This window comes from Xanthomonas sp. NCPPB 3174 (assembly GCF_056725205.1).
Genome location: NZ_CM161517.1, coordinates 4,323,739 through 4,346,922, shown reverse-complemented (window position 1 = coordinate 4,346,922; position 23,184 = coordinate 4,323,739). Strand labels below are relative to the sequence as shown.

At 70.4% G+C, this 23,184-nt stretch carries 18 protein-coding genes; 3 read left to right on the top strand and 15 right to left on the bottom strand.

What is annotated here, in order from left to right; all coding sequences use genetic code 11:
- Positions 1-6: 6 nt before the first annotated feature.
- The 12 genes from AC1PK7_RS18665 to AC1PK7_RS18610 all read right to left on the bottom strand — a co-directional run bounded on the left by AC1PK7_RS18665 (position 7) and on the right by AC1PK7_RS18610 (position 15,053).
- Positions 7-1,242, bottom strand: a complete 1,236-nt coding sequence (locus tag AC1PK7_RS18665; protein ID WP_481099100.1) for an FtsX-like permease family protein — start codon at positions 1,240-1,242, stop codon at positions 7-9.
- Complete coding sequence (locus AC1PK7_RS18660; protein WP_481099099.1) at positions 1,239-2,570, bottom strand: ABC transporter permease; 1,332 nt, start codon at positions 2,568-2,570, stop codon at positions 1,239-1,241. The genes AC1PK7_RS18665 and AC1PK7_RS18660 overlap by 4 nt, the downstream gene beginning before the upstream one ends.
- Positions 2,571-2,606: 36 nt before the next feature.
- The gene (locus AC1PK7_RS18655) at positions 2,607-3,827 is read right to left on the bottom strand and encodes an ABC transporter permease (protein WP_481099098.1); all 1,221 of its coding nucleotides are present in this window, start codon (positions 3,825-3,827) and stop codon (positions 2,607-2,609) included.
- A gap of 37 nt (positions 3,828-3,864) precedes the next feature.
- Positions 3,865-5,166, bottom strand: coding sequence for an ABC transporter permease (locus tag AC1PK7_RS18650; protein WP_481099097.1), 1,302 nt, complete (start codon positions 5,164-5,166; stop codon positions 3,865-3,867).
- Between the two features lie 49 nt (positions 5,167-5,215).
- Positions 5,216-6,442 (bottom strand): ABC transporter permease, encoded by a 1,227-nt coding sequence (locus AC1PK7_RS18645; protein WP_481099096.1) that lies wholly within the window; start codon positions 6,440-6,442, stop codon positions 5,216-5,218.
- A 46-nt stretch (positions 6,443-6,488) separates the two neighbouring features.
- On the bottom strand, positions 6,489-7,784 hold the full coding sequence (locus AC1PK7_RS18640) for an ABC transporter permease (protein WP_019800053.1): 1,296 nt from the start codon (positions 7,782-7,784) through the stop codon (positions 6,489-6,491).
- 13 nt (positions 7,785-7,797) lie between these two features.
- Positions 7,798-9,039, bottom strand: a complete 1,242-nt coding sequence (locus AC1PK7_RS18635) for an ABC transporter permease (RefSeq protein ID WP_481099095.1) — start codon at positions 9,037-9,039, stop codon at positions 7,798-7,800.
- Positions 9,036-10,346 (bottom strand): ABC transporter permease, encoded by a 1,311-nt coding sequence (locus AC1PK7_RS18630; RefSeq protein ID WP_481099094.1) that lies wholly within the window; start codon positions 10,344-10,346, stop codon positions 9,036-9,038. Before AC1PK7_RS18630 ends, AC1PK7_RS18635 begins: the two co-directional genes overlap by 4 nt.
- Before the next feature lie 12 nt (positions 10,347-10,358).
- Positions 10,359-11,573: an ABC transporter permease gene (locus AC1PK7_RS18625; RefSeq protein ID WP_481099093.1), complete on the bottom strand. Its 1,215-nt coding sequence runs from the start codon at positions 11,571-11,573 to the stop codon at positions 10,359-10,361.
- A 15-nt stretch (positions 11,574-11,588) separates the two neighbouring features.
- Positions 11,589-12,911 carry an ABC transporter permease gene (locus AC1PK7_RS18620; RefSeq protein WP_481099092.1) on the bottom strand — a complete coding sequence of 441 codons (1,323 nt, stop codon included), beginning with the start codon at positions 12,909-12,911 and terminating at the stop codon, positions 11,589-11,591.
- A gap of 28 nt (positions 12,912-12,939) precedes the next feature.
- The gene (locus AC1PK7_RS18615; RefSeq protein WP_019800633.1) at positions 12,940-13,656 is read right to left on the bottom strand and encodes an ABC transporter ATP-binding protein; all 717 of its coding nucleotides are present in this window, start codon (positions 13,654-13,656) and stop codon (positions 12,940-12,942) included.
- Positions 13,657-13,784: 128 nt separating this feature from the next.
- A complete protein-coding gene (locus AC1PK7_RS18610) occupies positions 13,785-15,053 on the bottom strand; it encodes an efflux RND transporter periplasmic adaptor subunit (RefSeq protein ID WP_481099091.1) in 1,269 nt (422 codons plus the stop codon).
- Between the two features lie 240 nt (positions 15,054-15,293).
- Between AC1PK7_RS18610 and glmS the strand changes: the two genes are divergently transcribed.
- Positions 15,294-17,126 carry a glutamine--fructose-6-phosphate transaminase (isomerizing) gene (gene glmS / locus AC1PK7_RS18605; protein ID WP_481100935.1) on the top strand — a complete coding sequence of 611 codons (1,833 nt, stop codon included), beginning with the start codon at positions 15,294-15,296 and terminating at the stop codon, positions 17,124-17,126.
- Between the two features lie 87 nt (positions 17,127-17,213).
- Here glmS and AC1PK7_RS18600 read toward each other — a convergent pair whose 3' ends face one another.
- Positions 17,214-18,344 carry an FAD-dependent oxidoreductase gene (locus tag AC1PK7_RS18600; protein WP_481099090.1) on the bottom strand — a complete coding sequence of 377 codons (1,131 nt, stop codon included), beginning with the start codon at positions 18,342-18,344 and terminating at the stop codon, positions 17,214-17,216.
- A 105-nt stretch (positions 18,345-18,449) separates the two neighbouring features.
- Here AC1PK7_RS18600 and AC1PK7_RS18595 point away from each other — a divergent pair, with 105 nt between their 5' ends.
- A complete protein-coding gene (locus AC1PK7_RS18595) occupies positions 18,450-19,166 on the top strand; it encodes a TetR/AcrR family transcriptional regulator (protein ID WP_481099089.1) in 717 nt (238 codons plus the stop codon).
- Between the two features lie 156 nt (positions 19,167-19,322).
- The gene (locus AC1PK7_RS18590; RefSeq protein ID WP_209032510.1) at positions 19,323-19,796 is read left to right on the top strand and encodes a hypothetical protein; all 474 of its coding nucleotides are present in this window, start codon (positions 19,323-19,325) and stop codon (positions 19,794-19,796) included.
- Positions 19,797-20,063: 267 nt separating this feature from the next.
- On the opposite strand, the gene AC1PK7_RS18585 is transcribed toward AC1PK7_RS18590, so the two are convergent.
- Positions 20,064-21,257 carry a copper resistance protein B gene (locus tag AC1PK7_RS18585; RefSeq protein WP_481099088.1) on the bottom strand — a complete coding sequence of 398 codons (1,194 nt, stop codon included), beginning with the start codon at positions 21,255-21,257 and terminating at the stop codon, positions 20,064-20,066.
- A complete protein-coding gene (locus tag AC1PK7_RS18580; protein ID WP_481099087.1) occupies positions 21,254-23,071 on the bottom strand; it encodes a copper resistance system multicopper oxidase in 1,818 nt (605 codons plus the stop codon). The genes AC1PK7_RS18585 and AC1PK7_RS18580 overlap by 4 nt, the downstream gene beginning before the upstream one ends.
- Between the last annotated feature and the right edge of the window lie 113 nt (positions 23,072-23,184).

Sequence of the window (23,184 nt, the reverse complement as noted above, 5' to 3'; positions counted from 1 at the left end):
GGCGCCTCAGACACTGCGCGTGGCCACCGCCGGCGGCACCGCGGCGGCGCGGCGCGCGGGCGCCAGGATCGCCAGCTGGCCGAGCAGCAGGAGCGCCGCAGCGACGGTCACCAGGTAGCCCAGCGGCAGGCGCGGCAGGTCGTAGCGCTGCAACAACGCTTGATTGAGCAGCAACGCCAGCACCATGCCCGCGGCGCTGCCGGCGCTCACGATCAGCAGGTTTTCGGTCTGGAAATGGCGCAGGATGTCACGACGGGTCGCGCCGATGGCGCGGCGGATGCCGATCTGGCGCGTGCGTTGCTGCACCCAGAAACTGGCCAGCCCGCCGATGCCCAGGGCGGTCACGAACAACAGGCCCGTGGTTGCCGCGAGCAGCAAGCCGATCATGGTGGCATCGCGCTGGAAATAGCGCTGCCGCAGCTGGGCGTAGCTGCGGCGCCCTTCGGCGGGAATCAGCCGCAGCGGTCCTGCCTGTGCCAGCGCGTCGGCCGCCGCGGCCAGGATCCGTTCGCGGTCCTGCGGCGCGCTGCGCAACAGGTATTGCACCTGGTTGCCCGCAGGCAGCTGCGGCGACAGCGCGGCCAGATGGTCGACCGCTGCGCCGCGCAGCGTCGTGCGCAGCAGGTCGTCGACGACGCCGACGACGATGGCGCCGTGGACTCCGCCATACAGCGTTTTGCCGACCGCAGGTTGGCCTGGCCACAGTTGCCGCGCCAGCGCGCGGGTGACGATCACCGCGCTCGGTGTGGCGGAGGAATATTCGTCGGCACGGAAGTCGCGGCCGGCGATCAGGTGCGCGCCCATGGCCTGCACGAAACCTTGCGAGCCGGAGTAATACGTGGCCTGGATGCACCCTGTATTGTCCATCGACTGCTGCGCCATCGCGCGCTCCAGCGTCTGTTGGTCGGGGCAACCGCCATAGTCGTTGGCGCCGCCGGACAGCGGCAGGCTGAAGCCGATCGCGGCGGCTGCGGTGACACCGGGAATGCTGCGCAACGCCCGCAGATCGGATTGTTGCTGGGCCAGCGCATTGCCATCGCTCTGGACGCCGCGCACCGAGATCAGCGAAAGTTCTTCCTCGGGCAAGCCGCTGGAGACCCGCAGACGTTCGATGCGCCCACCGATCAGGAACACGGCGTTGGCGACGAAGGCGCAGGTCAGGGCGACCTGCAGCGCTAGCAGCGCGGCGGTCAGGCGGTGATGCTGCAGGCTGGAGAGGATGGGGCGGATCGGCAGATTCATGTCAGGTCCTTGATCTGCAGGGCGGGGTCGATCCGGCTGGCCCGCCAGGCGGGCAGCAGGCCCGCCAGCAGTGCGGCGATCACCGCCAATGCCACGGTGGCGAGCAACATCTGCAGGTCCATCCGCGCCAACCTGGCGTAGTCGTCCGGGCGCTGGCGCACGCTCCACAGACCCAGTTCGGCGATCGCGATGCCCACTGCGCCACCGAACAGCCCGATCAGCGCGGCCTCGCTGCCGAACTGAAGGAACACGTGGCCGCGGCGGGCACCGAGCGCGCGTCGCACGCCGATCTCGCCGCCGCGGCGCAGGAATTTCGCCAGCAGCAAGGCGATCACGTTGACCAGGCAGATCCACAGGAAACCCAGCGCCAGCAGTGTCTGCAGGCGCACATCGTCGGGCACCATCCGCAGGTGGCGCAGCCAGTCCATCAACGCATACAGCCGCGCCCGTTCCGGCGGGCGCTGGAAGCGGCCGCTGGCGTGCTGTGTCGCGGCGTAGTCGTAGAGCAGGCGCTGGTAGGCGGCGACCTGCTGCGGCGTGTCCAGGCGCACCCAGAACTGCAGCCAGCTGGTCGACGGATCCCTGCGTCGCGCCGCGTCGTCGCCGTTGAAGCTGTTCCAGCTGCTGATGTTGCTGTTGACGTCCAGCGCCAGTTCCATCGCGGTCGACAGCGGCAGGAAGAAATCGTCGCGCTGGCCAAAACTGCCCTTGCTGCCCGGGTCGGCGTAGAACAGCGGTTGCGGATCCCAATCGCCGGTCACGCCGATCACCTCGAAGCCGATGCGCTTTTCTCCGAGCGCCACCCGTTGGCCGACCGGATCGCGCGCGCCGAACAGGGTGTCGGCCAAGGTGCGGCTCAGCACGATGACGCGGGCGTGGCGCTGGTCGTCCGCCGCGCTCCAGCCGTGGCCGCGCTGCAAGGGGATGCCGAACAGGGCGAAGAACCCGGCGCTGGTGTAGCGGCCGCTCAGGTCGAGCGGCGCTTGCGCCGCGCGCGGCGGCCACAGCAAGACCTGCCCGCCGGCCATCGCCGCCTGCGGCGTGGTGGGTGCGGCCCGCAGCAGCGCCATGGCGTCGGGCCAGGTGAGGTTGTCGGCCGGATCGCCCCACTCCTGATTGTCCGGGTAGCTGCTCGGCAACGGATCCAGATGCGGGGTATAGAGCGCACCGCTCCTGTCCGGCAGCGGGTCGCGCGACATCACGTGCAGCACCGTCAGCATGGTCATGCTCGCGCCGATGCCCAGGCCGATCGCCAGCACCATCAGCGCGGTGGCGATCGGCGTGCGCCGCAGGCTGCGCCAGGCCAGCAGCAGATAATGGTTCAGCATCCTGCTTCTCCTCGTTTGGACGGTGGCCGCGTTCGCTCAGACACTGCGCGTGGCCACCGCCGGCGGCACCGCGGCGGCGCGGCGCGCGGGCGGCAGCACCGCAAGCTGGCCGAGCAGCCACAGCGCCAGTGCGCCGATCGGCAGGTACCACAACGGCAGCCGCGGCAGCTCGTAGGCGCTCATCAGATACAGGTTGGCGGCGTAGGCCAGCAGCATGCCGAGGACGATGCCGGCGCTGGCGAGCAGGAAGTTCTCCAGCTGGAAATGCCGCAGGATCTGCGTGCAGGTGGCGCCGAGCGCGCGGCGGATGCCGATCTGCTTGGTGCGCTGCTGCACCCAGAAGCTGGTCAGGCCGACGATGCCCAGCGCGGTGACCAACAGCAGCAGGACGCACACGCCGACCAGGAGCCAGGCCATCGCCTGGTCGTCGCGGTAGTAGTCCGCGCGCGCTTGTTGCAGGGTCTTGCCGCCCTTCACCATCCGCCGTGGACCGTGTTGCGACAGCGTCGCCTTGGCTTGCCGCAACACGGACTCGCGCTGCGCCGGGTCGCGCACGCGCAACAGGTAGGTGCCGCGATCGTAGGGAACGTTCACCGGGAACAGCATCGTGTCCTCGTAGTGGCCGACGTTCCCTCCTTCGCGGGGTTGCACCAAGCGTTGCACCACGCCGACGACCCGGTGTTCGCCGTAGACGTAGATGGTGCGGCCCACGGCGTTCTGGCCGGGGAACAGGCGTTGCGCCAGCGACTGGCTGAGGATGACCGAGGGCGGGATGCGCTTGGCCACCGGATCGCGCAGTTGCGCGTCGTCGATGAACTCGTCGTCCGCGAAGCGGCGCCCTGCGACCAGATGCAGCCCCAGGGTATCGAGCAGCCGCGCGTCGCCAAAGTACTGCACCGCATGCAGGGTGCTGCGCTCCTGCTCCGGGCGCAGCGACACGCCGCTGTAGCCGAGCGAGTCGCCGAACAGCGCCTGGTTGATGATGCTGGCCTCGCGTACACCCGGAATGCGTCGCAGCGCGTCCAGGTCGGCGCGGGTCTGCGCCGCGCTGTTGCCGTCGCTGACCACGCTGCGGCTGCGCAGTTGCACCAGCTCCTGCTCGGCGACGCCGCTGGCCCGCTGCATGCGCTCGAGCCGCTGATCGATCAGGAACAGCGCGTTGCAGACCACGGCGCAACTGAAGGCGATCTCCAGCACGATCAGGCTGGCGGCGACGCGGTGCTTGCGCAGACTGGAGAGGATGGGATGGAGGGACACGGTGGGAGTTCCTGGCGGAGAGGGCGCGCGCGGCGCGTCATTGCGACTTGAGCTGCAGGGCGGTGGACACGCGCATCGCCTGCCAGGCCGGCAGCAGGCCGGCGAGCAGCGCGCTGCCCAGGCTCATCGCCAGGGCGAGCAGCAGCATGCGGCCATCCAGGTGCGCCAGCGCGGCGTAGTCGGCCGGCTGCTGCCGCACCAGCCAGGTGCCGATCCAGGCCAGCAGCAGGCCGCCGGCGCCGCCGGCCAGGCCGATCGCCGCCGCTTCGATCAGGTGCTGGGCGAAGATCGTCCGCCGCGAGGCGCCGAGCGCGCGGCGCACGCCGATCTCGCCGCTGTGGCGCAGGAACTTGGCCAGCATCAGCCCGGCGGTGTTGAGCAGGCAGATGCCCAGGAACGCCAGCGCCAGCCCCACCTGCAGGCGCACGTCGGAGGGCACGGCGTGGTTGCGGTCCAGCCAGGTCATCACGTCGCTGAGGCGGATGTCCGGCGGATGGCGGAAGCGGCCCGCGTCGCGCTGCTGCCGCGCATAGGCCTGCAGCGCGTCCAGGTAGGCGGCGCGCTTGGCGGGGCTGTCCAGTTCCACCCAGTACTGGATCCAGGCGCAGGGGGCGTTCGCACTGGTCCTGTTGCCGGCATGGTCGCCCCAGCAGGACATCGAACCGCTGACGTCCAGGTCCAGGTCGCGCGCGGTGGAGAACGGCACGAACACGTCTTCGCTGTCGCCATACTCGGTGTTGGTCAGGTCGTAGAAGCGCGGGTTCATGTCCCAGGCATCGATCACCCCGACCACGCGCAGCACGGCATCGCCGAGCTGGAGTTGGCGGCCGACACTGTTGGCGTCGCCGAACAGTTGGGTATTGAGCCGTCGCGAAATCACCGCGACACGCGCGCGCCGGGCATCGTCGTCCGCGCTCCAGGCGTGGCCGTAGCGCATCGGCACCGCGAACATCGGAAAGAAGTCGGCGCTGGTGTAGCGCGCTTCGGCGCCGAACGGGGTCAGCTGCGGCTGGGCCGGCACCACCGTCACGCTGCCGGCCGACATCATCGCCTGGCGGTCGCCGCGCCTGTCGCGCAGCAGCGCCTCGGCATCGCGGCGGGTCAGTTGCTGCGGGTCGGCGTCGTTCGGATCGTAACGGTCGTCCGGCTCGACGTTGAGTTCGACGTTGAACAGCTGCGCGCTCTTGCCGGGAATGGGATCGGCCGCCAGCACGTGGAATACGGTCAGCGTGGTCATTGATGCGCCGATGCCGACCGCGATCGCCAGCACCATCAGTGCGGTCAGCAGGCGGTTGCGACCGAAGCTGTGCAGCGCCAGTTTGCAGTAGTAGCCGAACATCGGGCGTCCTGAAGAAAAAAGGCCGGCCGGAGCCGGCCAAGGGGATGGGTCAGGTACTGCGGGTGGCGACGGCCGGCGGCACGTCGGCGGCGCGGCGCGCCGGCGCGAACACCGCCAGCTGGCCGAGCAGCCACAGCGCCACCGCGCCGATCGGCAGGTAGGCCAGCGGCAGCCGCGGCAGTTCGTACTTGCCCATCAGCCACTGGTTGATGGCGTAGGCCAGCAGCATGCCGAGCACGATGCCGGTACTGGCCAGCAGGAAGTTCTCGGTCTGGAAGTAGCGCAGGATCTGCCCGCGGGTGGCGCCGAGCGCGCGGCGGATGCCGATCTGCTTGGTGCGCTGCTGCACCCAGAAGCTGGCCAGGCCGACGATGCCCAGCGCGGTGACGATCAGCAACGCGACGCAGACCGCGCCGAGCAGCCAGACCATCGCGCGATCGCCCTGGAAGTAGGCGTCGCGGATCTCGCTGTAGGTCTGCTGCTTGAGAACCAGTCGGCTGCTGTCGACCTTCATCAGCGCCGCGGTGGCCGCGTTCAGCACTTCCTGGCGCCGCGCCGGGTCGGTGACCCGCAGCACGTATAGCCCGTCGGTGTAGTTCAGGCGAAACGGCAGCAGCATCGCGTAGTCGATCTCGGCCAGGCCGCTGGCCGCGGTGGGCCGCGCCAGGGTCTCGACGATGCCGACCACGCGGGCGCCCACCGGCCCGGTGTACACGGTCTTGCCCAGCGCGTTCTGCCCCGGGAACATCTTCTCCGCGGTGGCGCGGTTGAGGATGATGGCGGTGCCCTTCTCCTGGATCCGCTTGTCGGTCTGCGCGGCTTCCAGATCCATGTACTCGTCGGGGGCGAAATCGCGCCCGGCCACCAGCTTCAGGCCCAGGGTCTTCAGCGTGCCTTCCTCGGCCATGTACTGCGCGGCATTGAGGGTGGGCCGCTCCTGGTCCGCGCTCAGCGACAGGCTGGTGTTCCAGGAGTAGTGCACGAACGGCACCTGGTTGAGCAGCGTGGCATTGCGTACGCCGGGCACCGCGCGCAACGCGGCCAGGTCTTCGCGGGTGCGCGCGGCGGCGTTGACCTGCTGGCCGATGCCGCCCAGCGAGATCGTCACCAGTTCCGACTCGGCGATGCCGCTGGGCCGGTGCAGGGTCTCGATGCGGTTGCCGATCAGGAACAGCGCATTGCAGACGATCGCGCAGGCCAGGGCGATCTCCAGCACGATCAGCGCGGCGGCGGTCTTGTGGCGGCGCAAGGTGGACAGGATGGGGCGGATATCCATGGCGATGACCTTGTGAGAATGCGTGGAAGGCGCAGGGCGCGCAGGATCAGGACTTGAGCTGCAGGGCGGGCGCGACCTGGATGGCGCGCCACGACGGCAACAGACCGGCGAGCAGGCTGGCGCCCACCGCCATGGCGAAGGTCAGCGCCAGCATGCTCGGGTCCAGATGCGCCAGCTTGGCGTAGCTGGCCGGCTGCTGGCGCACGGCCCACAGACCGAGCGTGGCCAGGCCGAGACCGGCCACGCCGCCGGCCAGGCCGATCGCGCCGGCTTCCACCAGGCATTGCGCGAAGATCGCCCCGCGCGAAGCGCCGAGCGCGCGACGCACGCCGATCTCGCCGCTGCGGCGCAGGAACTTGGCCAGCAGCAGGCCGACGGTGTTGAGCAGGCACACCAGCAGGAAGCCCATCGCCAGCCACAGCTGCAGGCGCACGTCGCCGGGCACCACTTCGTTGTGGTCCAGCCACTGCATGACGTTGCGCAGGCGCACGTTGTTGGGGCGCTGGAAGCGGCCGGCGGCGCGCTGCTGGGCCGAATAGTTCTCCAGGTAGGCCTTGTAGTCGGCAGCCTGCGCCGGGTTCTCCAGTTCCACCCAGTACTGCACCCAGGCGCACGGCGCATTGAGCGCGGTCTGGTCGCCGTTGCTGTCGCCGAAGCAGTTCATGCTGCCGTTGCGGTCCATCTTCAGATCCATCGCCACCGAGAACGGCAGATAGGCCTGTTCGTCCGACCCATAGGTGTTGGTGACGTCGTAGAAGCGCGGCTTGACCTCCCAGGTGTCGAGCACGCCGACGATGCGGAAGGTGTTCTGGTCCATGCGCAGTTCGCGGCCGACGCTGTCGGCGCCGTCGAACAGCTTCTCGTTGAGCTTCCTGCTGATCACGACCACGCGGTCGTGGCGCTCGTCTTCGGTGCCGGTCCAGCCGTGGCCGTACTGGAACGGCGTGTCGAACATCGGAAAGAAGTCCGCCGACGTGAAGCGCACTTCCGACTTGAACGGCTTCAGGCCGCTCTTGGTCGGTTCGATCGCCACGCTGCCGCCGGTCATCAGCGCCTGGCGCTTGGCGCGCTTCTCGCGCAGCAGCGCCTCGGCATCGAAGCGCGTGTTCTGCGAATCCGGTTCCTCGCCCGGCTGGAAACCGGCCTTGGGTTGCGCATCCACCTGCACGTAGAACAGGCGATCGCTCTTCTGCGGAATCGGGTCGCCGGAGAGCACGTAGAACACGGTCAGCGTGGTCATGCTGGCGCCGATGCCCAAGGCGATGGCCAGCACCATCAGCGCGGTGAGGACGGTGTTGCGGCGGAAGCTGCGCAAGGCGAGGCGGACGTAGTAGCCGAACATGGGAGCTCCGGGGTCAGGCGCTGCGGGTGGCGGTGGCGGGTGGGACGGCGGCGGCGCGCAGGGCCGGGCCGAGGACGGCGAGCTGGCCGAGCAGCCACACCGCGACGATGCCGGTGAGCACGGTCGGCGAAGACAGCCGCTCCAGTTCGAAGCGCTGCATCAGCCACTGGTTCATGACGTAGGCGAGCACCGCGCCGAGCAGCGCGCCGGCGCCGACGATGAGCAAATTCTCGGTCTGGAAGTAGCGCAGGATGTCACCGCGGGTGGCGCCGAGCGCGCGGCGGATGCCGATCTGCCGGGTGCGCTGCTGCACCCAGAAGCTGGCCAGCCCGCCGATGCCCAGCGCGGTGACCGTGAGCAGGATCAGGATGATCGCCAGCAGCATCCGCGCCACTGCGCTGTCGCTCTTGAAGTACTCGGTCCGCAGCTCCTGCATGGTGCTCACGCGCTGCTGCACGTAGGTCGGGTTGGCGCGCTGCATCGCCGCGGCCGCGCGCGGCAGCGCCTGTGCCAGTTGCCCCGGCGTGCTGCGGATCACGTAGCCGCCGCCCCAGCCTTCGCTGCCGATGCGGATCTCGGTCAGCAGCGCATCGGCATCGTCGGCGTGGCCGGTGATCTCGCCGCGGACCGGCGCCATCACCCCGACGATGTCCAGGCGCACCGGCTGGTTGAAGGCGCTGGTGTAGAGCGTGCGCCCCAGCGGCGACGCGCCGGGGAACAGTTTGGCGGCCAGCGAGGGCGTGATCAGCGCCGGCAGGCGCCGCTCGATCTCCGGCGGCGCGCCGAACAGGTCGGAGGCGCCGGTGAGTTCCGCGTCGCGCAGGTCGCGGCCGGCGACGATGCGGATGCCCAGCGTACGGTTCAGGCCCTGGCTGCCGAGGAACAGGCGGGCACGGGCGACCGGTTGCGTGGCCTGCGGCTGCAGGAACAGTTGCGCCTGCGTCGGGCCCCACAGCGGCGGCGTGCCGAACGCCGCCGCTTCCACGCCGGGCACCGCCTGCAACAGGTCCAGGCTGCGGCCGACGCTGCTGATGCTGCCCGGCTCGCCGACCACGCTGATGCTCTGGATCAGGCCGATATCCTGTTCCATCACCCCGGTCGGGGTCTGCACGCGCTGGTAGGTGCGGGCGATGATGAACACCAGGTTGCACAGCACCGCCAGGGTCAGGGCGATCTGCAGGGCCATCAGCACCACCGCGGCGCGATGGCTGCCCAGTGCGGACAGGATGGGGCGTACCGGAGGCAACGGGGTCATAGCGATTTCACCTGCAGGGCGGGGGCGATGCGCGAGGCGCGCCAGGCCGGCCACAGGCCGGCGGCCAGCGCCGACAGCGTGGCCACGGCCAGGGCGATGCCCAGGATCGCGGGATCGGCATGCGCCTGCTGCGCATAGGCCACCGGTTGCTGGCGCACCAGCCACAGGCCGATCCAGGTCAGCGGGATGCCGAGCAGGCCGCCCAGGCAGCCGATCAGCGCCGATTCGGCCAGGCATTGCGCGAACACCGCGCGGCGGCTGGCACCGAGCGCGCGGCGCACGCCGATCTCGCCGGCCTTGCGCATGAACTTGGCGACCAGCAGGCCGACCGCATTGAGCAGGCACACCAGCAGCACGCCGAAGGCGATCCAGGTCTGCATGCGCACCGTGGCCGGCACCACCCGCTTGTAGTCCAGCCAGTCGACCAGGCTGCGCAGGCGGGTGTTGGGGGCGCGTTCGAAGCGGCCGAGCTGGCGCTGCTGCGCGCTGTAGGCCTCCAGCGCCGCGCGGTAGCGCCGCACCTGCTCGGGCGTGTCCAGCCGCACCCAGTACTGCACCCAGGTGCATTGCGCGGCCTTGGGGTCGTGCAGGCCGGCCTCGCCATCCTTGCCCCAGCACTGCATCGGCCCGTAGCCGTAGTCCTGCGGCAGATCCAGCCAGGTCTCGAACGGCATGTACAGCTCCTCCGGCGGCGTGTACGCGCCGGAGTTGAGATCGTAGAAGCGCGGCTGCGCATTCCAGGCGTCGATCACCCCGATCACCCGGAACGGGCGGGTGGCGATGGTCAGGGTCTTGCCGACGCTGTCCGCGCCACCGAACAGCGCGTCGTTGAGCTTGCGGCTCAGCACCACCACCGGCGCGCGCTGGGTATCGTCGCGATGGCTCCAGCCGCTGCCGTAGAGGAAGCGCATGCCGAACATGCCGAACAGGTCGGCCGTGGCGGCGCGCGTGGTGAGCATGCGCAGGGGGCTGTTGGGCACGGTCTGGCGCACCGGCAGCCAGTTCGCGCTGGTCATGGTCTGCGCCGGCGCCGCCTGCGCCCGATACAGGGCGGTCGCGTCCTGCCAGGTCAGCTCGTCCGGCGGCTCAGGGTCGGCGCTGGGCAGGTTGCGCGGACGCGGATCCAGTTGCGGATGGAACAGCGTGGCGCTGCGCCCGGGCAGCGGGTCGCCGGAGAGCGTATGCAGCACGGTCAGCATGGTCATCGACGCGCCGATGCCCAGCGCCACGGCCAGCACCATCAGCGCGGTGAGGATGCGGTTGCGGCCGAAGCTGCGCAGCGCCAGGCGAAGGTAGTAAGCGAACATGCGGGCTCCGGGTCAGGCGCTGCGGGTGGCGGTGGCGGGCGGGACGGCGGCGGCGCGCAGGGCCGGGCCGAGCACGGCGAACTGGCCCAGCGCGCACAGCAGCAGCGCGCCGACCGGCAGGTAGCTGGCCGGCAGCCGCTCCAGTTCGAACACCTGCATCAGCAGCACGTTGCCGCCGTAGGCCAGCAGCATGCCCAGCGCCACGCCGGCGCCGACCAGCAGCAGGTTCTCGGTCTGGAAGTAGCGCAGGATGTCGCGGCGGGTGGCGCCGAGCGCGCGGCGGATGCCGATCTGCTTGGTGCGCTGCTGCACCCAGAAGCTGGCCAGGCCGACGATGCCCAGCGCGGTCACCAGCAGCATCGCGACGATGATCGCGACCAGCAGCCCGGTCATCGCGCGGTCGCTCTGGAAATAGGTCTGGCGCAGCGCGTCCAGCGGCTGGCTGTTGGCGTTGTCCAGCACCGCCTCGGGCACCGCACGCGCCACCGCCGCGCGCGCCTGCGCCAACACCCGCGACAGGTCGCGCGGATCGGCGCGCAGCACGTAGGTGCCGGACTGCTCCGCCCCGCGCACCGGGAGCACCACCGACCAGTCGCTGCCGATCACGCCGTCCTCGCTGCGGCCGGGGTCGGGGCGCGCCAGATGCGCCAGCGTGCCGATCACGCGGAAATGGCCGCCGGCCCAGAATTCCTTGCCCAGCGGATCCTGGCCCGGCCACAGGTGCGCGGCCAGCGCCCGCGTGATCCATACGCCGGCCGCGGTCGGCATGCCGTTGACGAGCGGCTGGTAGTCCGCGTCGGCGAACGCGCGGCCGCTGTCCGGCTTCAGTTCCAGCGCGGCGACAGCGCCCGGGCTGAGCATGTAGAAGTGCGGCACGCCGCCGACCTGGGTGCAGTCCTGGTCCAGGCACAGCCCGTTGTTGAACGCCGGCGGCGCGAACGGCACGGTGTTGATGGCGCCGGCCGCGCGCACGCCGGGCGTGCGCCGCACCGCATCCAGCGCGCGCGCGTTGACATCGGCATCGTTGCAGCCGTCGCAGCCGGACAGCGTCACCAGGCCCAGCGCGGATTCGTCGATGCCGCTGCGCAGATGCACCAGGTCCAGGCGGTTGCCGATCAGGAAGAAGGCGTTGCACAGCACCGCACAGGCCAGCGCCACTTCCAGCGCGATCAGCGTGGCCGCAATGCGATGGCGCGACAGCGCGCTGAGGATGGGCGTGATCTGCATGGTCGCGGGCCCCGGTTACAGACTCTTGAGTTGCATGGCTGGCGCGATACGGCTGGCGCGCAGGGCGGGGAACAGGCCGGCCGCGAGGCTGCAGGCGATCGCCAGGGCGAAGGTGCCGGCGAACGTGGTCAGATCCAGGTGCGCCAGGTCGGCGTAGGCGGTGGGCTGCTGGCGCACGCTCCACAGGCCCAGGAGGGTCAGCAGCCAACCGCCGATGCCGCCGACCAGGCCGATCACGCTGGCCTCGGTCAGGCACTGCGCGAAGATCGCGCGGCGCGAGGCCCCCAGCGCGCGGCGCACGCCGATCTCGCCACCGCGGCGCAGGAACTTGGCCAGCAGCAGGCCGACGCTGTTGAACAGGCACAGGCCCAGGAATGCCAGCGCCAGCCAGCTCTGCAGGCGTACGTCGCCCGGCACCACGCGGTTGTGGTCCAGCCATTGCGGCAGCGACAGCAGGCGCGCGGTATCTGCGCGGCCGATGCGCCCGGCGGCATGCTGCTGCGCGGCGTAGTCGGCCAGCAGCCGGCGGTAGTCGGCGACCTTCGCCGGCGTGTCCAGTTGCACCCACAACTGCAGCCACACGCACGGGGCGCTGCGCAGGTCCATGTTGGCGTCCGGCTTGCCGAAGCAGGTCCACGGCTGGACGTGGCCGTCGTTGACCTCCAGGCTGCTGGACAGCGGCATGAACACGTCCTGCGGCCGTCCGTAGAAGCTGCCGGTATCGCCATGGGCGAAGCTGCCGCCGGCCAAGGTGTAGAACAGCGGCGACGGCCGCCACGGCGCCAGCACGCCGACGATGCGCACCGCGGTGCCGCGCACCAGCAGGTTGCGTCCGACGCTGTTGCGTCCGCCGAACAGCTTGGCGTTGAGGTCGGAGGAGATCACCGCCACCCGCGCCCGGTCCTCGTCCTCGCGCGCGCGCCAGCCGCTGCCGTAGGCGAACGGCACCTGGAACATCGGGAAGAAATCGGCCTGGGTCATCAGCAACTGGGTCATGAAGGGCGGTGCGGCGCTGTCCGCCGCGTGCACCTTGATCTCGCTCTCGGCGACCATGGCCTGGCGATCGGCGCGCCCGCGCTTCCACAGGTCCATGGCCGAGGGGTAGTCGAGCTTGTCGTACGGCTTCTGGTTGGCGCCGTTGCTGGGGCGCGGATCCAGTTGCGCGAAGAAGATCTGCTGGCTGCGCCCCGGCAGAGGGTCGCCGGAGAGCAACCGCATCACCGTCAGCGTGGTCATCGCCGCGCCGATGCCCACGGCGATGGACAGCACCATCAGCGCGGTGAGCACCGGGCTGCGGCGCAGGCTGCGCCACGCTTGCTGGACGTAGTAGCCGACCATGTCGATCTCCGCGCCGTCGCCGTGCCGGTCAGCGCGTGGCCGCGGCGTCGCTGCCGCCGTGCACCAGCACCGGGTCGCGCTGCAGGTCGGTGGCCTGGCCGTCGACGATGTGCACGTTGCGCTGCGCGCGCGCGGCCAGTTCCGGATCGTGGGTGACCATGACGATGGTCGAGCCCTGCGCGTTGATCTCCTCCAGCAGTTCCATCACCCCGCGCGCCATCTGCGAGTCCAGGTTGCCGGTCGGTTCGTCGGCCAGCAGCAGGCGCGGGCTGCCGGCCAGGGCGCGGGCGATCGCCGCGCGCTGCTGCTGGCCGCCCGACAGTTCGGACGGATAGTGCTTCATGCGCGAGCCCAGCCCGACCCGGCTCAGCGCCTCCTCGATGCGCTGCTTGCGCTCGGCCGCGCCCATGCCGCGGTAGCGCAGCGGCACGTCGACGTTGTCGAACAGGTTGAGGTCGGGGATCAGGTTGAAGCCCTGGAAGATGAAGCCGATCTTCTGGTTGCGCATGCGCGAGCGCGCATCGTCGTTGAGGTTGCTGACGTCCTGGCCGTCGAGCAGGTACTGGCCGCTGGTGAAGGTCTCCAGCAGGCCGGCGATGTTGAGGAAGGTGGTCTTGCCCGAACCCGACGGCCCGGTGACGGCGACGAACTCGCCCTCGCGGACATGCAGGTCCAGCGAGCGCAACGCATGCGTCTCGACCTGTTCGGTGCGGAAGACCTTGGAGACGGCGCGCATTTCGAGCATGGCATGAGTTCCTGTGGTGGTGGAGCGGGGATTGGGGATTGGAGATGTCGGGATTCGGAATCAGTGACCAGGAAAGGAAAACGAGAGAGGCTTGCGAATCCCCAATCCCGATTCCCCAATCCCGGCTTCTAATGCACCGTGACCTGCGGCGCGTCGCCGAACAGATCGCTGCCGGAGACGACCACCCGGTCGCCCGGCTGCAGGCCCGAGCGCACTTCGACTTCGCCCAGGCTGGTGACGCCCAGTTCGACCGGGCGACGCACCGCCGAGTCGCCGTCCATGACATAGGCGTAGCGGCCGCCGGACTGTTCGACGAACGGGCCGCGCTCGAGCTTGAGCACGTTCTTGCGGGTATCCAGCAGCACCCGCGCACTCATCCGCTGGCTCTGGCGCAGGCCCGGCGGCTGCTTGTCGGTGAAGCGGATGCGCGCGTTGACCTCGCCGTTGACCACTTCCGGCGACACCGCCGAAATCGCCCCGGCGAAGGGTTCGCCGGCACCGCTGGTCAACTGCGCCGGCATGCCGATCGCCAGGTCGCGGGCGAAGCTCTCCGGCACCTTGATCTCCAGTTCGAACTTGGACAGGTCGACCACACTCAGCACCGGCGCGTTGGCGGCGACGTTGGTGTGCTGCGACACCTGCACCTGGCCGACCTGGCCGTCGAACGGCGAGCGCAGGGTCAGCAGGTCGACCTGGCGCTGCACCTCGGCCACCACCGCGCGCTGGCGCTCGGCGAGCAGGCGCTTGTTGCGCGCGTCCAGCGACGCACCCTGCGCCTGCAGGCCCGAATCCTTCTGCGCATGGCTCATCGCGATGTCGGCCTTCTTCAGCGTGTCCTGGGCCTTGGCCAGCTCCACCTGCGGCACCGCGCCGCCTTCGTAGCCGCGCTGGTAGCGCTCCAGGTCGCGGCTGGCGGCCTGCCGCTCGATCTGCGCCTGGTCGATCAGCTTGCTGGCGGTGGCGCGGGCCAGGCTCGCGTCCAGGTCGGCGCGGCCGGCCTCCGCTTCCAGGCCGGCCAGGGTGGCCTCTTCCTGGGCCAGCTTGCTGCGCAGCTCCGGGCTGTCAATCTCGGCGAGTTCCTGGCCCTGCTTGACCACGTCGCCGGCGACCACCTTCAGGGTCACCGTGCCGCCGGAGATGGCGTACAGGGTGGGGCTGTTGGCGGCGATCAGGCGGCCGTCGGCGGAGATGTCGCGGACCAGGTCGCCGCGGGTCACCGTGGCGATGCGCACGCGCTGCGCGTCGAAAGAGCGGCTGCCGGCGATCCAGCCGCGCGCGGCGAAGGCGATGCCCAGCAGCACCAGCGCGGCGATCGCCCCGGGCCACAGCCAGCGGCGCCAGGCGGCGGAGCGGGGGCGGGCGAGAACCTGGTCCTGGGCGGAGGTGTCACGGATCATCGGACGGTCGCAGCGGTGAGGATGGGGGCTCCATCGCACGATGCGTGCCAACTGCAAGTCATTGAATTGTATGGGTGTGGCCGGCGCGGACAGGTGTCCGGGTGTCCGCGGACACGTTCGCGGACACTAGGGCACGGCATCCTCGGGAATGGCTGGCACGCCCTGTGTCCGGCAGCGGACAGCGGCGAGACATTCAGCGGACTTGGCTAGAATGGCGGACTTTTCGGGAAGGGCGTGGCTATGTGCGGTATCGTCGGTGCGATCGCGGATCGCGATGTGGTCCCGGTCCTGATCGAAGGGCTCAAGCGCCTGGAATACCGGGGTTACGACTCGGCCGGTATTGCCGCCATCGCCGACGGACAGGTGCGCCGCGTGCGCCGCACCGGCCGGGTGGCCGAGACCGAAAGCGCGGCGCAGGCCGAGGGCCTGCACGCGCCGCTGGGCATCGGCCACACCCGCTGGGCCACGCACGGCGGCGTCACCGAGGCCAATGCGCACCCGCACGTCAGCCACGGCGATCTGGCCCTGGTCCACAACGGCATCATCGAGAACCACGAACAGCAGCGCGAGCGCCTGACCGCGCTCGGCTACGTGTTCGAATCGCAGACCGATACCGAGGTCATCGCCCACCTGATCCACCACTACATCGACCAGGGCCGCGACCTGCTCGGCGCGCTGCAGGCGGCGGTGAAGGAACTGACCGGCGCCTATGCCGTGGCCGCGGTCAGCAAGTCGCGCCCGGATCTGCTGGTGTGCGCGCGCATGGGCTGCCCGCTGCTGATCGGCCTGGGCGAGGGCGAGAACTTCATCGCCTCCGACGTCTCGGCGGTGATCCAGGCCACGCGCCGGGTGATCTTCCTGGAAGAGGGCGATACCGCCGAACTGCGCCGCGACGGCGTGCAGGTGTACGACGCGCAGGACCAGCCGGTGCAGCGCGAGCCGCACGTCTCCGACGTGTCGCTGGCCTCGCTGGAACTGGGGCCGTACCGCCACTTCATGCAGAAGGAGATCCACGAGCAGCCGCGCGCGCTGGCCGACACCCTGGAGGCGCTGTTCGACGCCGGCGGCTTCGACACCGCGCTGTTCGGCAGCAAGGCCGAGGCGCTGCTGGCCGACGTGGATGCCGTGCAGATCCTGGCCTGCGGCACCAGCTACTACGCCGGCCTGACCGCGCGCTACTGGATCGAAGGCATCGCCGGGCTGCCGTGCAGCGTGGAGATCGCCAGCGAGTACCGCTACCGCGATGCCTGCGCCAACCCGCGGCAGTTGATCGTGACCATCTCCCAGTCCGGCGAAACCCTGGACACGATGGAGGCGCTCAAGTACGCCAAGGCGCTGGGCCATGCCAAGACGCTGTCGATCTGCAACGTGCCCGAGAGCGCGATCCCGCGCGCCAGCGCGATGGTGCTGTACACCCGCGCCGGCGCCGAGGTCGGCGTGGCCTCGACCAAGGCCTTCACCACCCAGCTGGCGGCGCTGTTCCAGCTCACCTGCGTGCTGGCCAAGCGCCGCGGGCGGCTGAGCGCCGAGCAGGAGGCCGAGTACCTGGAGCAGCTGCGCTACCTGCCCGGCAGCGTGCAGCACGTGCTCAACCTGGAACCGCAGATCGCAGTGTGGGCCGAGCGCTTTGCCGACAAGCACAACGCGCTGTTCCTGGGCCGCGGCCTGCACTACCCGATCGCCTTGGAGGGCGCGCTCAAGCTCAAGGAGATCACCTACATCCATGCCGAGGGCTATCCGGCCGGCGAACTCAAGCACGGCCCGCTGGCGCTGGTCGACGCCAACATGCCGGTGGTGGTGATCGCGCCCAACGACACCCTGCTGGAGAAGGTGAAGTCGAACATGCAGGAAGTGCGCGCGCGCGGCGGCGAACTGTTCGTGTTCGCCGACCAGGACAGCAACTTCAACGCATCCGAGGGCGTGCACGTGATCCGCACGCCGCGCCACGCCGGCGTGCTCAGCCCGGTGCTGCACACCGTGCCGGTGCAGTTGCTCGCCTACCACACCGCACTGGCGCGCGGCACCGACGTGGACAAGCCGCGCAACCTGGCCAAGTCGGTGACGGTGGAGTAAGCGCGCTCAGTCGCGTTCGGTGCGCCAGCGATGCGCAGGCTGAGCGCCGTGGCCATGTCCGCCGCGGCGCCGGGCTGCCGCTGAGCGCTAGACGGCGATGCCGTTGAAGAAATCGACCAGGCTCTGCGGCGCGGTGTCGTCGAAGAACAGGGCGAGGTTGCGCTGCGATTCGCGGGCGAACGGCGCGCTGCGCGCGAACAGCTCGGCTTCGTACATGGCCAGCGCGGCGTCGATCGTGCCGGGATGCGCGGCGATGGCCTTGCCCAGCTCGGCCCCATCGTAGAGCGCGAGATTGGCGCCTTCGCCGGCGAACGGCGACATCAGGTGCGCCGCATCGCCGAGCAGGGTCACGCCGGGGACGCGTTCCCAGCGATGCTCGACCGGCAATGCGTGGATCGGACGCAGCACCGGTGGTGTGTCGCTGGCGGTGATCAACGCGGTCAGCGCCGGCGCCCAGCCGGCGAACTCCGCGGCGATGCGCGCCATCGCGCTCGCCGGCACGGCAGCGTCGATGCCGTCGAACCACGACTCCGGCCTGACCAGCGCCACATAGGCCTGCAACATGCCGTCGGCATGGCGGTGCACGAGGATGCCCTTGCCCGGTGCGACCGCCATCAGCGTGCCGCCGCCGACCAGGTGCGCGCTGGCCGGATGCCGGGTGTCGGCGTGCAACAGGCAGGTCTCGACGAAGGTGATGCCGCTGTAGGCGGGCACCGCAGCGGACAGCAGGGGCCGCACCTTCGACCAGGCGCCATCCGCACCCACCAGCAGGTCGGTGGTGACCGTGGCGCCATTGCCGAAATGCAGCCGATGCCGCCCCTCGCCGAGCGGCGACACCCCTGCGAGCTTGTGGCCCCAGCGCACCGCGCCGGCGGGAAGCGCATCGAGCAGCAGGCGGCGCAACTGCCCGCGATCCACCTCAGGCCGACTGCCGGCGGCGATGTCCGGCCGCTCCACCAGCAGCGTCCCGTGCGCGTCGACGACGCGTTTCGCATCCGCGCCGGGCAACACCAGCGCGCGGAACTGCGCGTACAGCCCGGCGTCCTTGAGCGCGAGTTGCCCGTTGTACGCGTGGATGTCGAGCAGGCCGCCCTGCGGGCGCGCCTCGGCCGATGCCTCGGCTTCGTAGAGCGTTGCGGCGATGCCGTGGAGGTGCAGCACGCGGGCGAGCGCGAGCCCGCCCAGTCCGGCGCCGATGATCGCGATGGGAGTGTGCATCCGGGACCTCAAGGGAGCAGTGCGTGCAGCGATGCGCGCGGCACGTGGCTATGGAACGTCATTCCATCATCTTGGAATGACGTTCCATTCGTGTCAAGATCGGCCATGGCCGAGCCACGCCCCAGCCCGTCCCGCCGCGATGCCGCGTTGTCGCGCGAGCAGATCGTCGACGCGGCGATCGCCCTGCTCGATCGCGACGGCGAAGCCGGCCTGACCTTCCGCGCGCTGTCCGAACGGCTCGCCACCGGACCGGGCGCCCTGTACGGCCATATCGCCGACAAGCGCGATCTGCTGACCGCCGCCTGCGACGCCGTCATCGCGCGCAGCCTGTCGCCGCCACTGGCAGGCGCCACGCCGCAGGCCGCCATCCGCGCGCTGGCCCTGGCCATGTTCGACGCGATCGATGCGCATCCCTGGATCGGGTCGGCCCTGTGGCAGGCGCCGGGGCAGCTGCCGATCGTGCGCATCATCGAAGGCCTGGGCCAGCCGTTGCGTGCGCTCGGTGTGGCCGACACCGCGCAGTGGGCGGCGGTGTCCGCGCTGCTCAACTACATGCTCGGCGTGAGCGGGCAGAACGCGGCCAACACGCAGTTGGCGATGACCCAGGGGCTTGTCCGCAGCGAGGCCCTGGACGCGATGGCGGGCATGTGGTCGCGGCTCGATCCGGCCGCGTATCCGTTCGTGCGCAGCATGGCCGCCGCGCTGCGCACGCACGACGACCGTCTGGATTTCGTCGCCGGGATCGACCTGATCCTCGCCGGCATCCTGGCGCAGTGCGCTGCGCCGACGACCTGCGACGTCCGCAAGCGCCGCAGGTCCTGAACGATCCGGGCTCCGAGCGCTGCTGCGCAGCTGCGAGCGCCGCATGACGCCGCTGATACGACGCGAACGCTGGCACTTGTGCGTGGACATTGCCAGCAGTGTGGCGCGGGTTATGCATAAGCTTCCTGCGAGGGTTCCCACCACGCAGGAGGACGCATGTACGAGTCTTTCAGACAGGGGGCGCCGGCCGAGCTGTGGCAGGCGCTGGTGCACGAGGCCGGGCAGCGCCTGGGCCGGCCGCTGGACGAATCGCGCGAGCACTATCTGGTGTTCGTGCTGCTGCGCTACCAGCGCGACGCGCAGTTGCTGGCGCGCATCCAGGCACTGGCGTGGCTGCATGCGCAGGAGCAGGTGGGGCGGGCACGTGCCGACGCCTTGCGCGAGGTCGGCGACGGCTGCCTGCTGATCGCCGGGCTGTTCCCCGGCGTGGCGGCACGGCGTCGGGTCAGCGTGGACTACTTCATCGACCTGGGCCGCGGCGCCTACGCCGAAGTCGCCGAAACCCGCGACAGCGACGCCAGCCTGTTCGGGCAACTCGCGCGCAGCTATCGCGAGCTGGTCCGCACGCTGGGCGCGCTGCGTCCGCCACGGCACGAAGTGGAGGCATTGCAGGCGGCGCTGCATGCGTGAGCTGCGGCGGATGCCCTTCGCCATAGCCCAGCGCCGCATCTCGTAGGAGCGGCTTCAGCCGCGACGGGCTTTCCCGGTAACGCCGGTCGCGGCTGAAGCCGCTCCTACAAAGGCACGTCGTCGTTCGCTGTGCCTGGGTGGTTGAGATGGATGCATATGCAACCGCCGCATCGCGAGCGCCGCTCTAGCGGGGATGCCGCGTTTCGCTACGGCGGCGCGTCCTTGCGCCGCCGTTCGCCGCGCGCCGGCAGCTCGACACCAGAACCGTCAGAACCAGAACCGCAGGCCCGCGACCCAGCGCGTCTCGCGCACCGCCTCGCCGTCGCCACCGCGCAGGTCGGCGGTGTCGCCGAAGTGGCGGACGTGGTCCACGCCGATGTACGGCGCGAACCGCCGCGTGACCTCGTAACGCAGGCGCAGTCCGCCCTCCACGGTGGCCAGGCCGCTGCCGGTGTGGTGCGCCGGATCGTCGCGCGCGGCCAGTTCCGCCTCCAGCCGTGGCTGCAGGATCAGCCGGTTGGTCAGCAGCACGTCGTATTCGCCTTCCAGGTGCAGGCTGGCATGGCCGCTTGCGCCGACGTACAGCATCGCCGAGACCTCGAACTTGTACGGCGCCATGCCCTGCACGCCGAACGCGGCCGAGGTCCGCGCGCTGCCGGGCGCGAACGCCTGCCTGCCGCCGACCAACACGTCCCACCAGGGCGAGATCGCGCGGCCGTAGGCCAGTTCCAGCGAGGACGCCGTGGTGCGGCCGCCCTCGCGTTCGCCGTCGCTGCGCAGCCACAGCCGGTCGATGTCGCCGCCGTACCAGCCACGCGCCTCCCAGGCCTGGCCGCTGCCGTGGGCGTTGTCCCATCCTTCCAGGCGATCGACCAGCAGGTAGCCGGTACGCGCCGCGCCGTGCGCCATGCCGTGGTCGTGTAGCACCGGGAACGCGGCCGCACGGTCGGCGGCGGTGATCGGTGGGATCGGCTCGCGGGGCAGTGGCGTGTCGGCGCTCGCGGGGCAGTGGCACGCGGTCGCGGTCGGCGCGGAAGGCGTCGCATGGTCCATGCCGTCGTGATGCATGCCGTCGTGTGCGGAGTGCGCGTGTTCGCCGTGCTCGACCTGCGACGTCGGCGCGGCCGCGGGGTCCATCGTGGCGTGGTCCATATGGTCGTGCGTCATGGCGTCGGCGTTCTCTGCCGCGGGCGGCGTGGCAGGTGTGCCGTGCATGCCCGGCGCATGCGCGGTGTGGTCCATGGCGGCATGGTCCATGGCGGCGTGCCTTGCCGCGTCCGGCGGCGCCGCCGTATCCGCCTTGGGTATGGCCGATGCGGACGTCGGGCAGACGCAGGCCGATGCAGGGACGTCGGTGGCGCTGCCGGCGCTGGCAACATGCTGCGCATGCGCGGCGGCATGCGCCAACAGCAACGCCAGGCCTGTCGCCTGGGCGAGCGGAGCGAGACGGAAGCGGCTCATGCGTCCACCCGCACTTCGCGCATCATGCCGCCGTCCATGTGGTACAGCAGGTGGCAGTGGTAGGCCCAGCGGCCCAGCGCGTCGGCGCGCACGCGGTAGCTGCGGCGCGTGCCCGGCGGCATGTCCACGGTGTGCTTGCGCACCTGGAAGCGGCCGGTGGCGTCCTCGACGTCGCTCCACATGCCGTGCAGGTGGATCGGGTGCTGCATCATCGTGTCGTTGACCAGCACGATGCGCAGGCGCTCGCCGTAGTTCAGCCGCAGCGGCTCGGCGCTGGCGAAGGGAATGCCGTCGAACGACCAGGCGAACTTCTCCATGTTGCCGGTCAGGTGCAACTGGATCTCGCGCCCCGGCTCGCGTCCGTCCGGGTCCTCGAACAGGCTGTGCAGATCGGCATAGGTCAGCACGCGGCGGCCGTTGTCGCGCAGGCCGATGCCGGGGTCGTCCAGCCGCGGCGCAGTGGCGGCGGACTGCATGTCCACCAGCGGATTGCCGCGTTCGCTGGCTGGATGCGCAGGCGCGGCGGCAGTGCTGGAAGCCGCGTGCGCGGCGTGGTCCATGCCCGGCATGCCGGCCATGTGCATGCTCGCCCCGCAGCCGCCTTCCATGCCCTGCATGGCCGTGCCGGCGCCGTGGTCCATGCCGGCGTGCCCGGCCATCGCATGGCCCATGTCCTGCATGCGCAGCAACGGACGCGGATCGTTCGCCGGCACCGGCGCCTGCAGGCCTTCGCGCACGGCCAGGGTGCCGCGCGCGTGGCCGGTGCGGCCCATGTCCTGGGCGAACACCGTGTAGGCGTCCTGGCCGCTGGGCTCGACCAGCACATCAAGGGTCTCGGCCGCGGCGATGCGGAACTCGTCCACGCTCACCGGATGCACGTACTGGCCGTCGGCGGCGACCACGGTCATCTTCAGCCCGGGAATGCGCACGTCGAAGTAACTCATGCTGGAGGCGTTGATGAAGCGCAGCAGCACCTTCTCGCCGGGGCGGAACAGCCCGGTCCAGTTGCCGGCTGGGGTCATGCCGTTGAGCAGGTAGGTGTAGGTGTTGCCGTTGACGTCGGACAGGTCGCTCGGCGTCATGCGCATGCGCCCCCACATGCCGCGGTCGGCGAGGGTGGCGCGCAGCCCGTCCTCGCGCGCGTCGCGCAGGAAATCGCCGACGGTGCGCTGGTACAGGTTGTCGTAGGACGGCATCTGCTTCAGCCGCCGGAACAGCGCCGCCGGATCCAGGTCGGTCCAGTCCGACAGCAGCAGCACGTGTTCGCGGTCGTAGCGGTACGGCGGCGGCTCGCGCGGGTCGATGACGATGGCGCCGTACAGCCCGGCCTGCTCCTGGTGCAGCGAATGGCTGTGGTACCAGTAGGTGCCGGACTGGCGCAGGGCGAAGCGGTACTGGTAGGTCTCGCCGGGATAGATGCCGTCGAAGCTCATGCCTGGCACGCCATCCATGTTGGCAGGCAGCAGCAGGCCGTGCCAGTGCACCGAGGTCTGGGTGTGGCCGGGCAGGCGGTTGGCCACGCGGATGGTCACGGTGTCGCCTTCGCGCCAGCGCAGCAGCGGCGCCGGCACGCTGCCGTTGACCGCGATGGCGGGGCGCTCGCGCCCGGTGAAATTGACCCGCGTGCTGCCGATGCTCAGGTCCAGGTCGGTGCCATGCAGCACGTAGGGCGCGGCGCCGTTGCGCGCCAGTGCGCTGGCCTGGGCGTGGCGCAGCGGCAGCCCGGTGAGGCCGGCGGCGGCGCCCAGCGCCAGCCCGGTGACGAAGCGGCGCCGCGACGGCAGCGCCGGCAGGCCGGAAGAAGATGGGTTCATGTGCGATGTCCGTAAGCGGATGCGATGCGCCGCACAGCGCCGACGGAGCGCTGCAGGCACGGACGCGGCAGCGCCTGTGCGCTGCCGCCGGGAGACCGCCCAGCAGGCGGCCG

Excerpts from the sequence above, each read along its gene's own strand:
- AC1PK7_RS18665 (WP_481099100.1), bottom strand. The coding sequence starts at position 1,242 with ATGAATCTGCCGATCCGCCCCATCCTCTCCAGCCTGCAGCATCACCGC.
- AC1PK7_RS18660 (WP_481099099.1), bottom strand. The coding sequence starts at position 2,570 with ATGCTGAACCATTATCTGCTGCTGGCCTGGCGCAGCCTGCGGCGCACG.
- AC1PK7_RS18650 (WP_481099097.1), bottom strand. The coding sequence starts at position 5,166 with ATGTTCGGCTACTACTGCAAACTGGCGCTGCACAGCTTCGGTCGCAAC.
- AC1PK7_RS18645 (WP_481099096.1), bottom strand. The coding sequence starts at position 6,442 with ATGGATATCCGCCCCATCCTGTCCACCTTGCGCCGCCACAAGACCGCC.
- AC1PK7_RS18640 (WP_019800053.1), bottom strand. The coding sequence starts at position 7,784 with ATGTTCGGCTACTACGTCCGCCTCGCCTTGCGCAGCTTCCGCCGCAAC.
- AC1PK7_RS18635 (WP_481099095.1), bottom strand. The coding sequence starts at position 9,039 with ATGACCCCGTTGCCTCCGGTACGCCCCATCCTGTCCGCACTGGGCAGC.
- AC1PK7_RS18630 (WP_481099094.1), bottom strand. The coding sequence starts at position 10,346 with ATGTTCGCTTACTACCTTCGCCTGGCGCTGCGCAGCTTCGGCCGCAAC.
- AC1PK7_RS18625 (WP_481099093.1), bottom strand. The coding sequence starts at position 11,573 with ATGCAGATCACGCCCATCCTCAGCGCGCTGTCGCGCCATCGCATTGCG.
- AC1PK7_RS18620 (WP_481099092.1), bottom strand. The coding sequence starts at position 12,911 with ATGGTCGGCTACTACGTCCAGCAAGCGTGGCGCAGCCTGCGCCGCAGC.
- AC1PK7_RS18615 (WP_019800633.1), bottom strand. The coding sequence starts at position 13,656 with ATGCTCGAAATGCGCGCCGTCTCCAAGGTCTTCCGCACCGAACAGGTC.
- AC1PK7_RS18610 (WP_481099091.1), bottom strand. The coding sequence starts at position 15,053 with ATGATCCGTGACACCTCCGCCCAGGACCAGGTTCTCGCCCGCCCCCGC.
- glmS (WP_481100935.1), top strand. The coding sequence starts at position 15,294 with ATGTGCGGTATCGTCGGTGCGATCGCGGATCGCGATGTGGTCCCGGTC.
- AC1PK7_RS18600 (WP_481099090.1), bottom strand. The coding sequence starts at position 18,344 with ATGCACACTCCCATCGCGATCATCGGCGCCGGACTGGGCGGGCTCGCG.
- AC1PK7_RS18595 (WP_481099089.1), top strand. The coding sequence starts at position 18,450 with ATGGCCGAGCCACGCCCCAGCCCGTCCCGCCGCGATGCCGCGTTGTCG.
- AC1PK7_RS18590 (WP_209032510.1), top strand. The coding sequence starts at position 19,323 with ATGTACGAGTCTTTCAGACAGGGGGCGCCGGCCGAGCTGTGGCAGGCG.
- AC1PK7_RS18585 (WP_481099088.1), bottom strand. The coding sequence starts at position 21,257 with ATGAGCCGCTTCCGTCTCGCTCCGCTCGCCCAGGCGACAGGCCTGGCG.
- AC1PK7_RS18580 (WP_481099087.1), bottom strand. The coding sequence starts at position 23,071 with ATGAACCCATCTTCTTCCGGCCTGCCGGCGCTGCCGTCGCGGCGCCGC.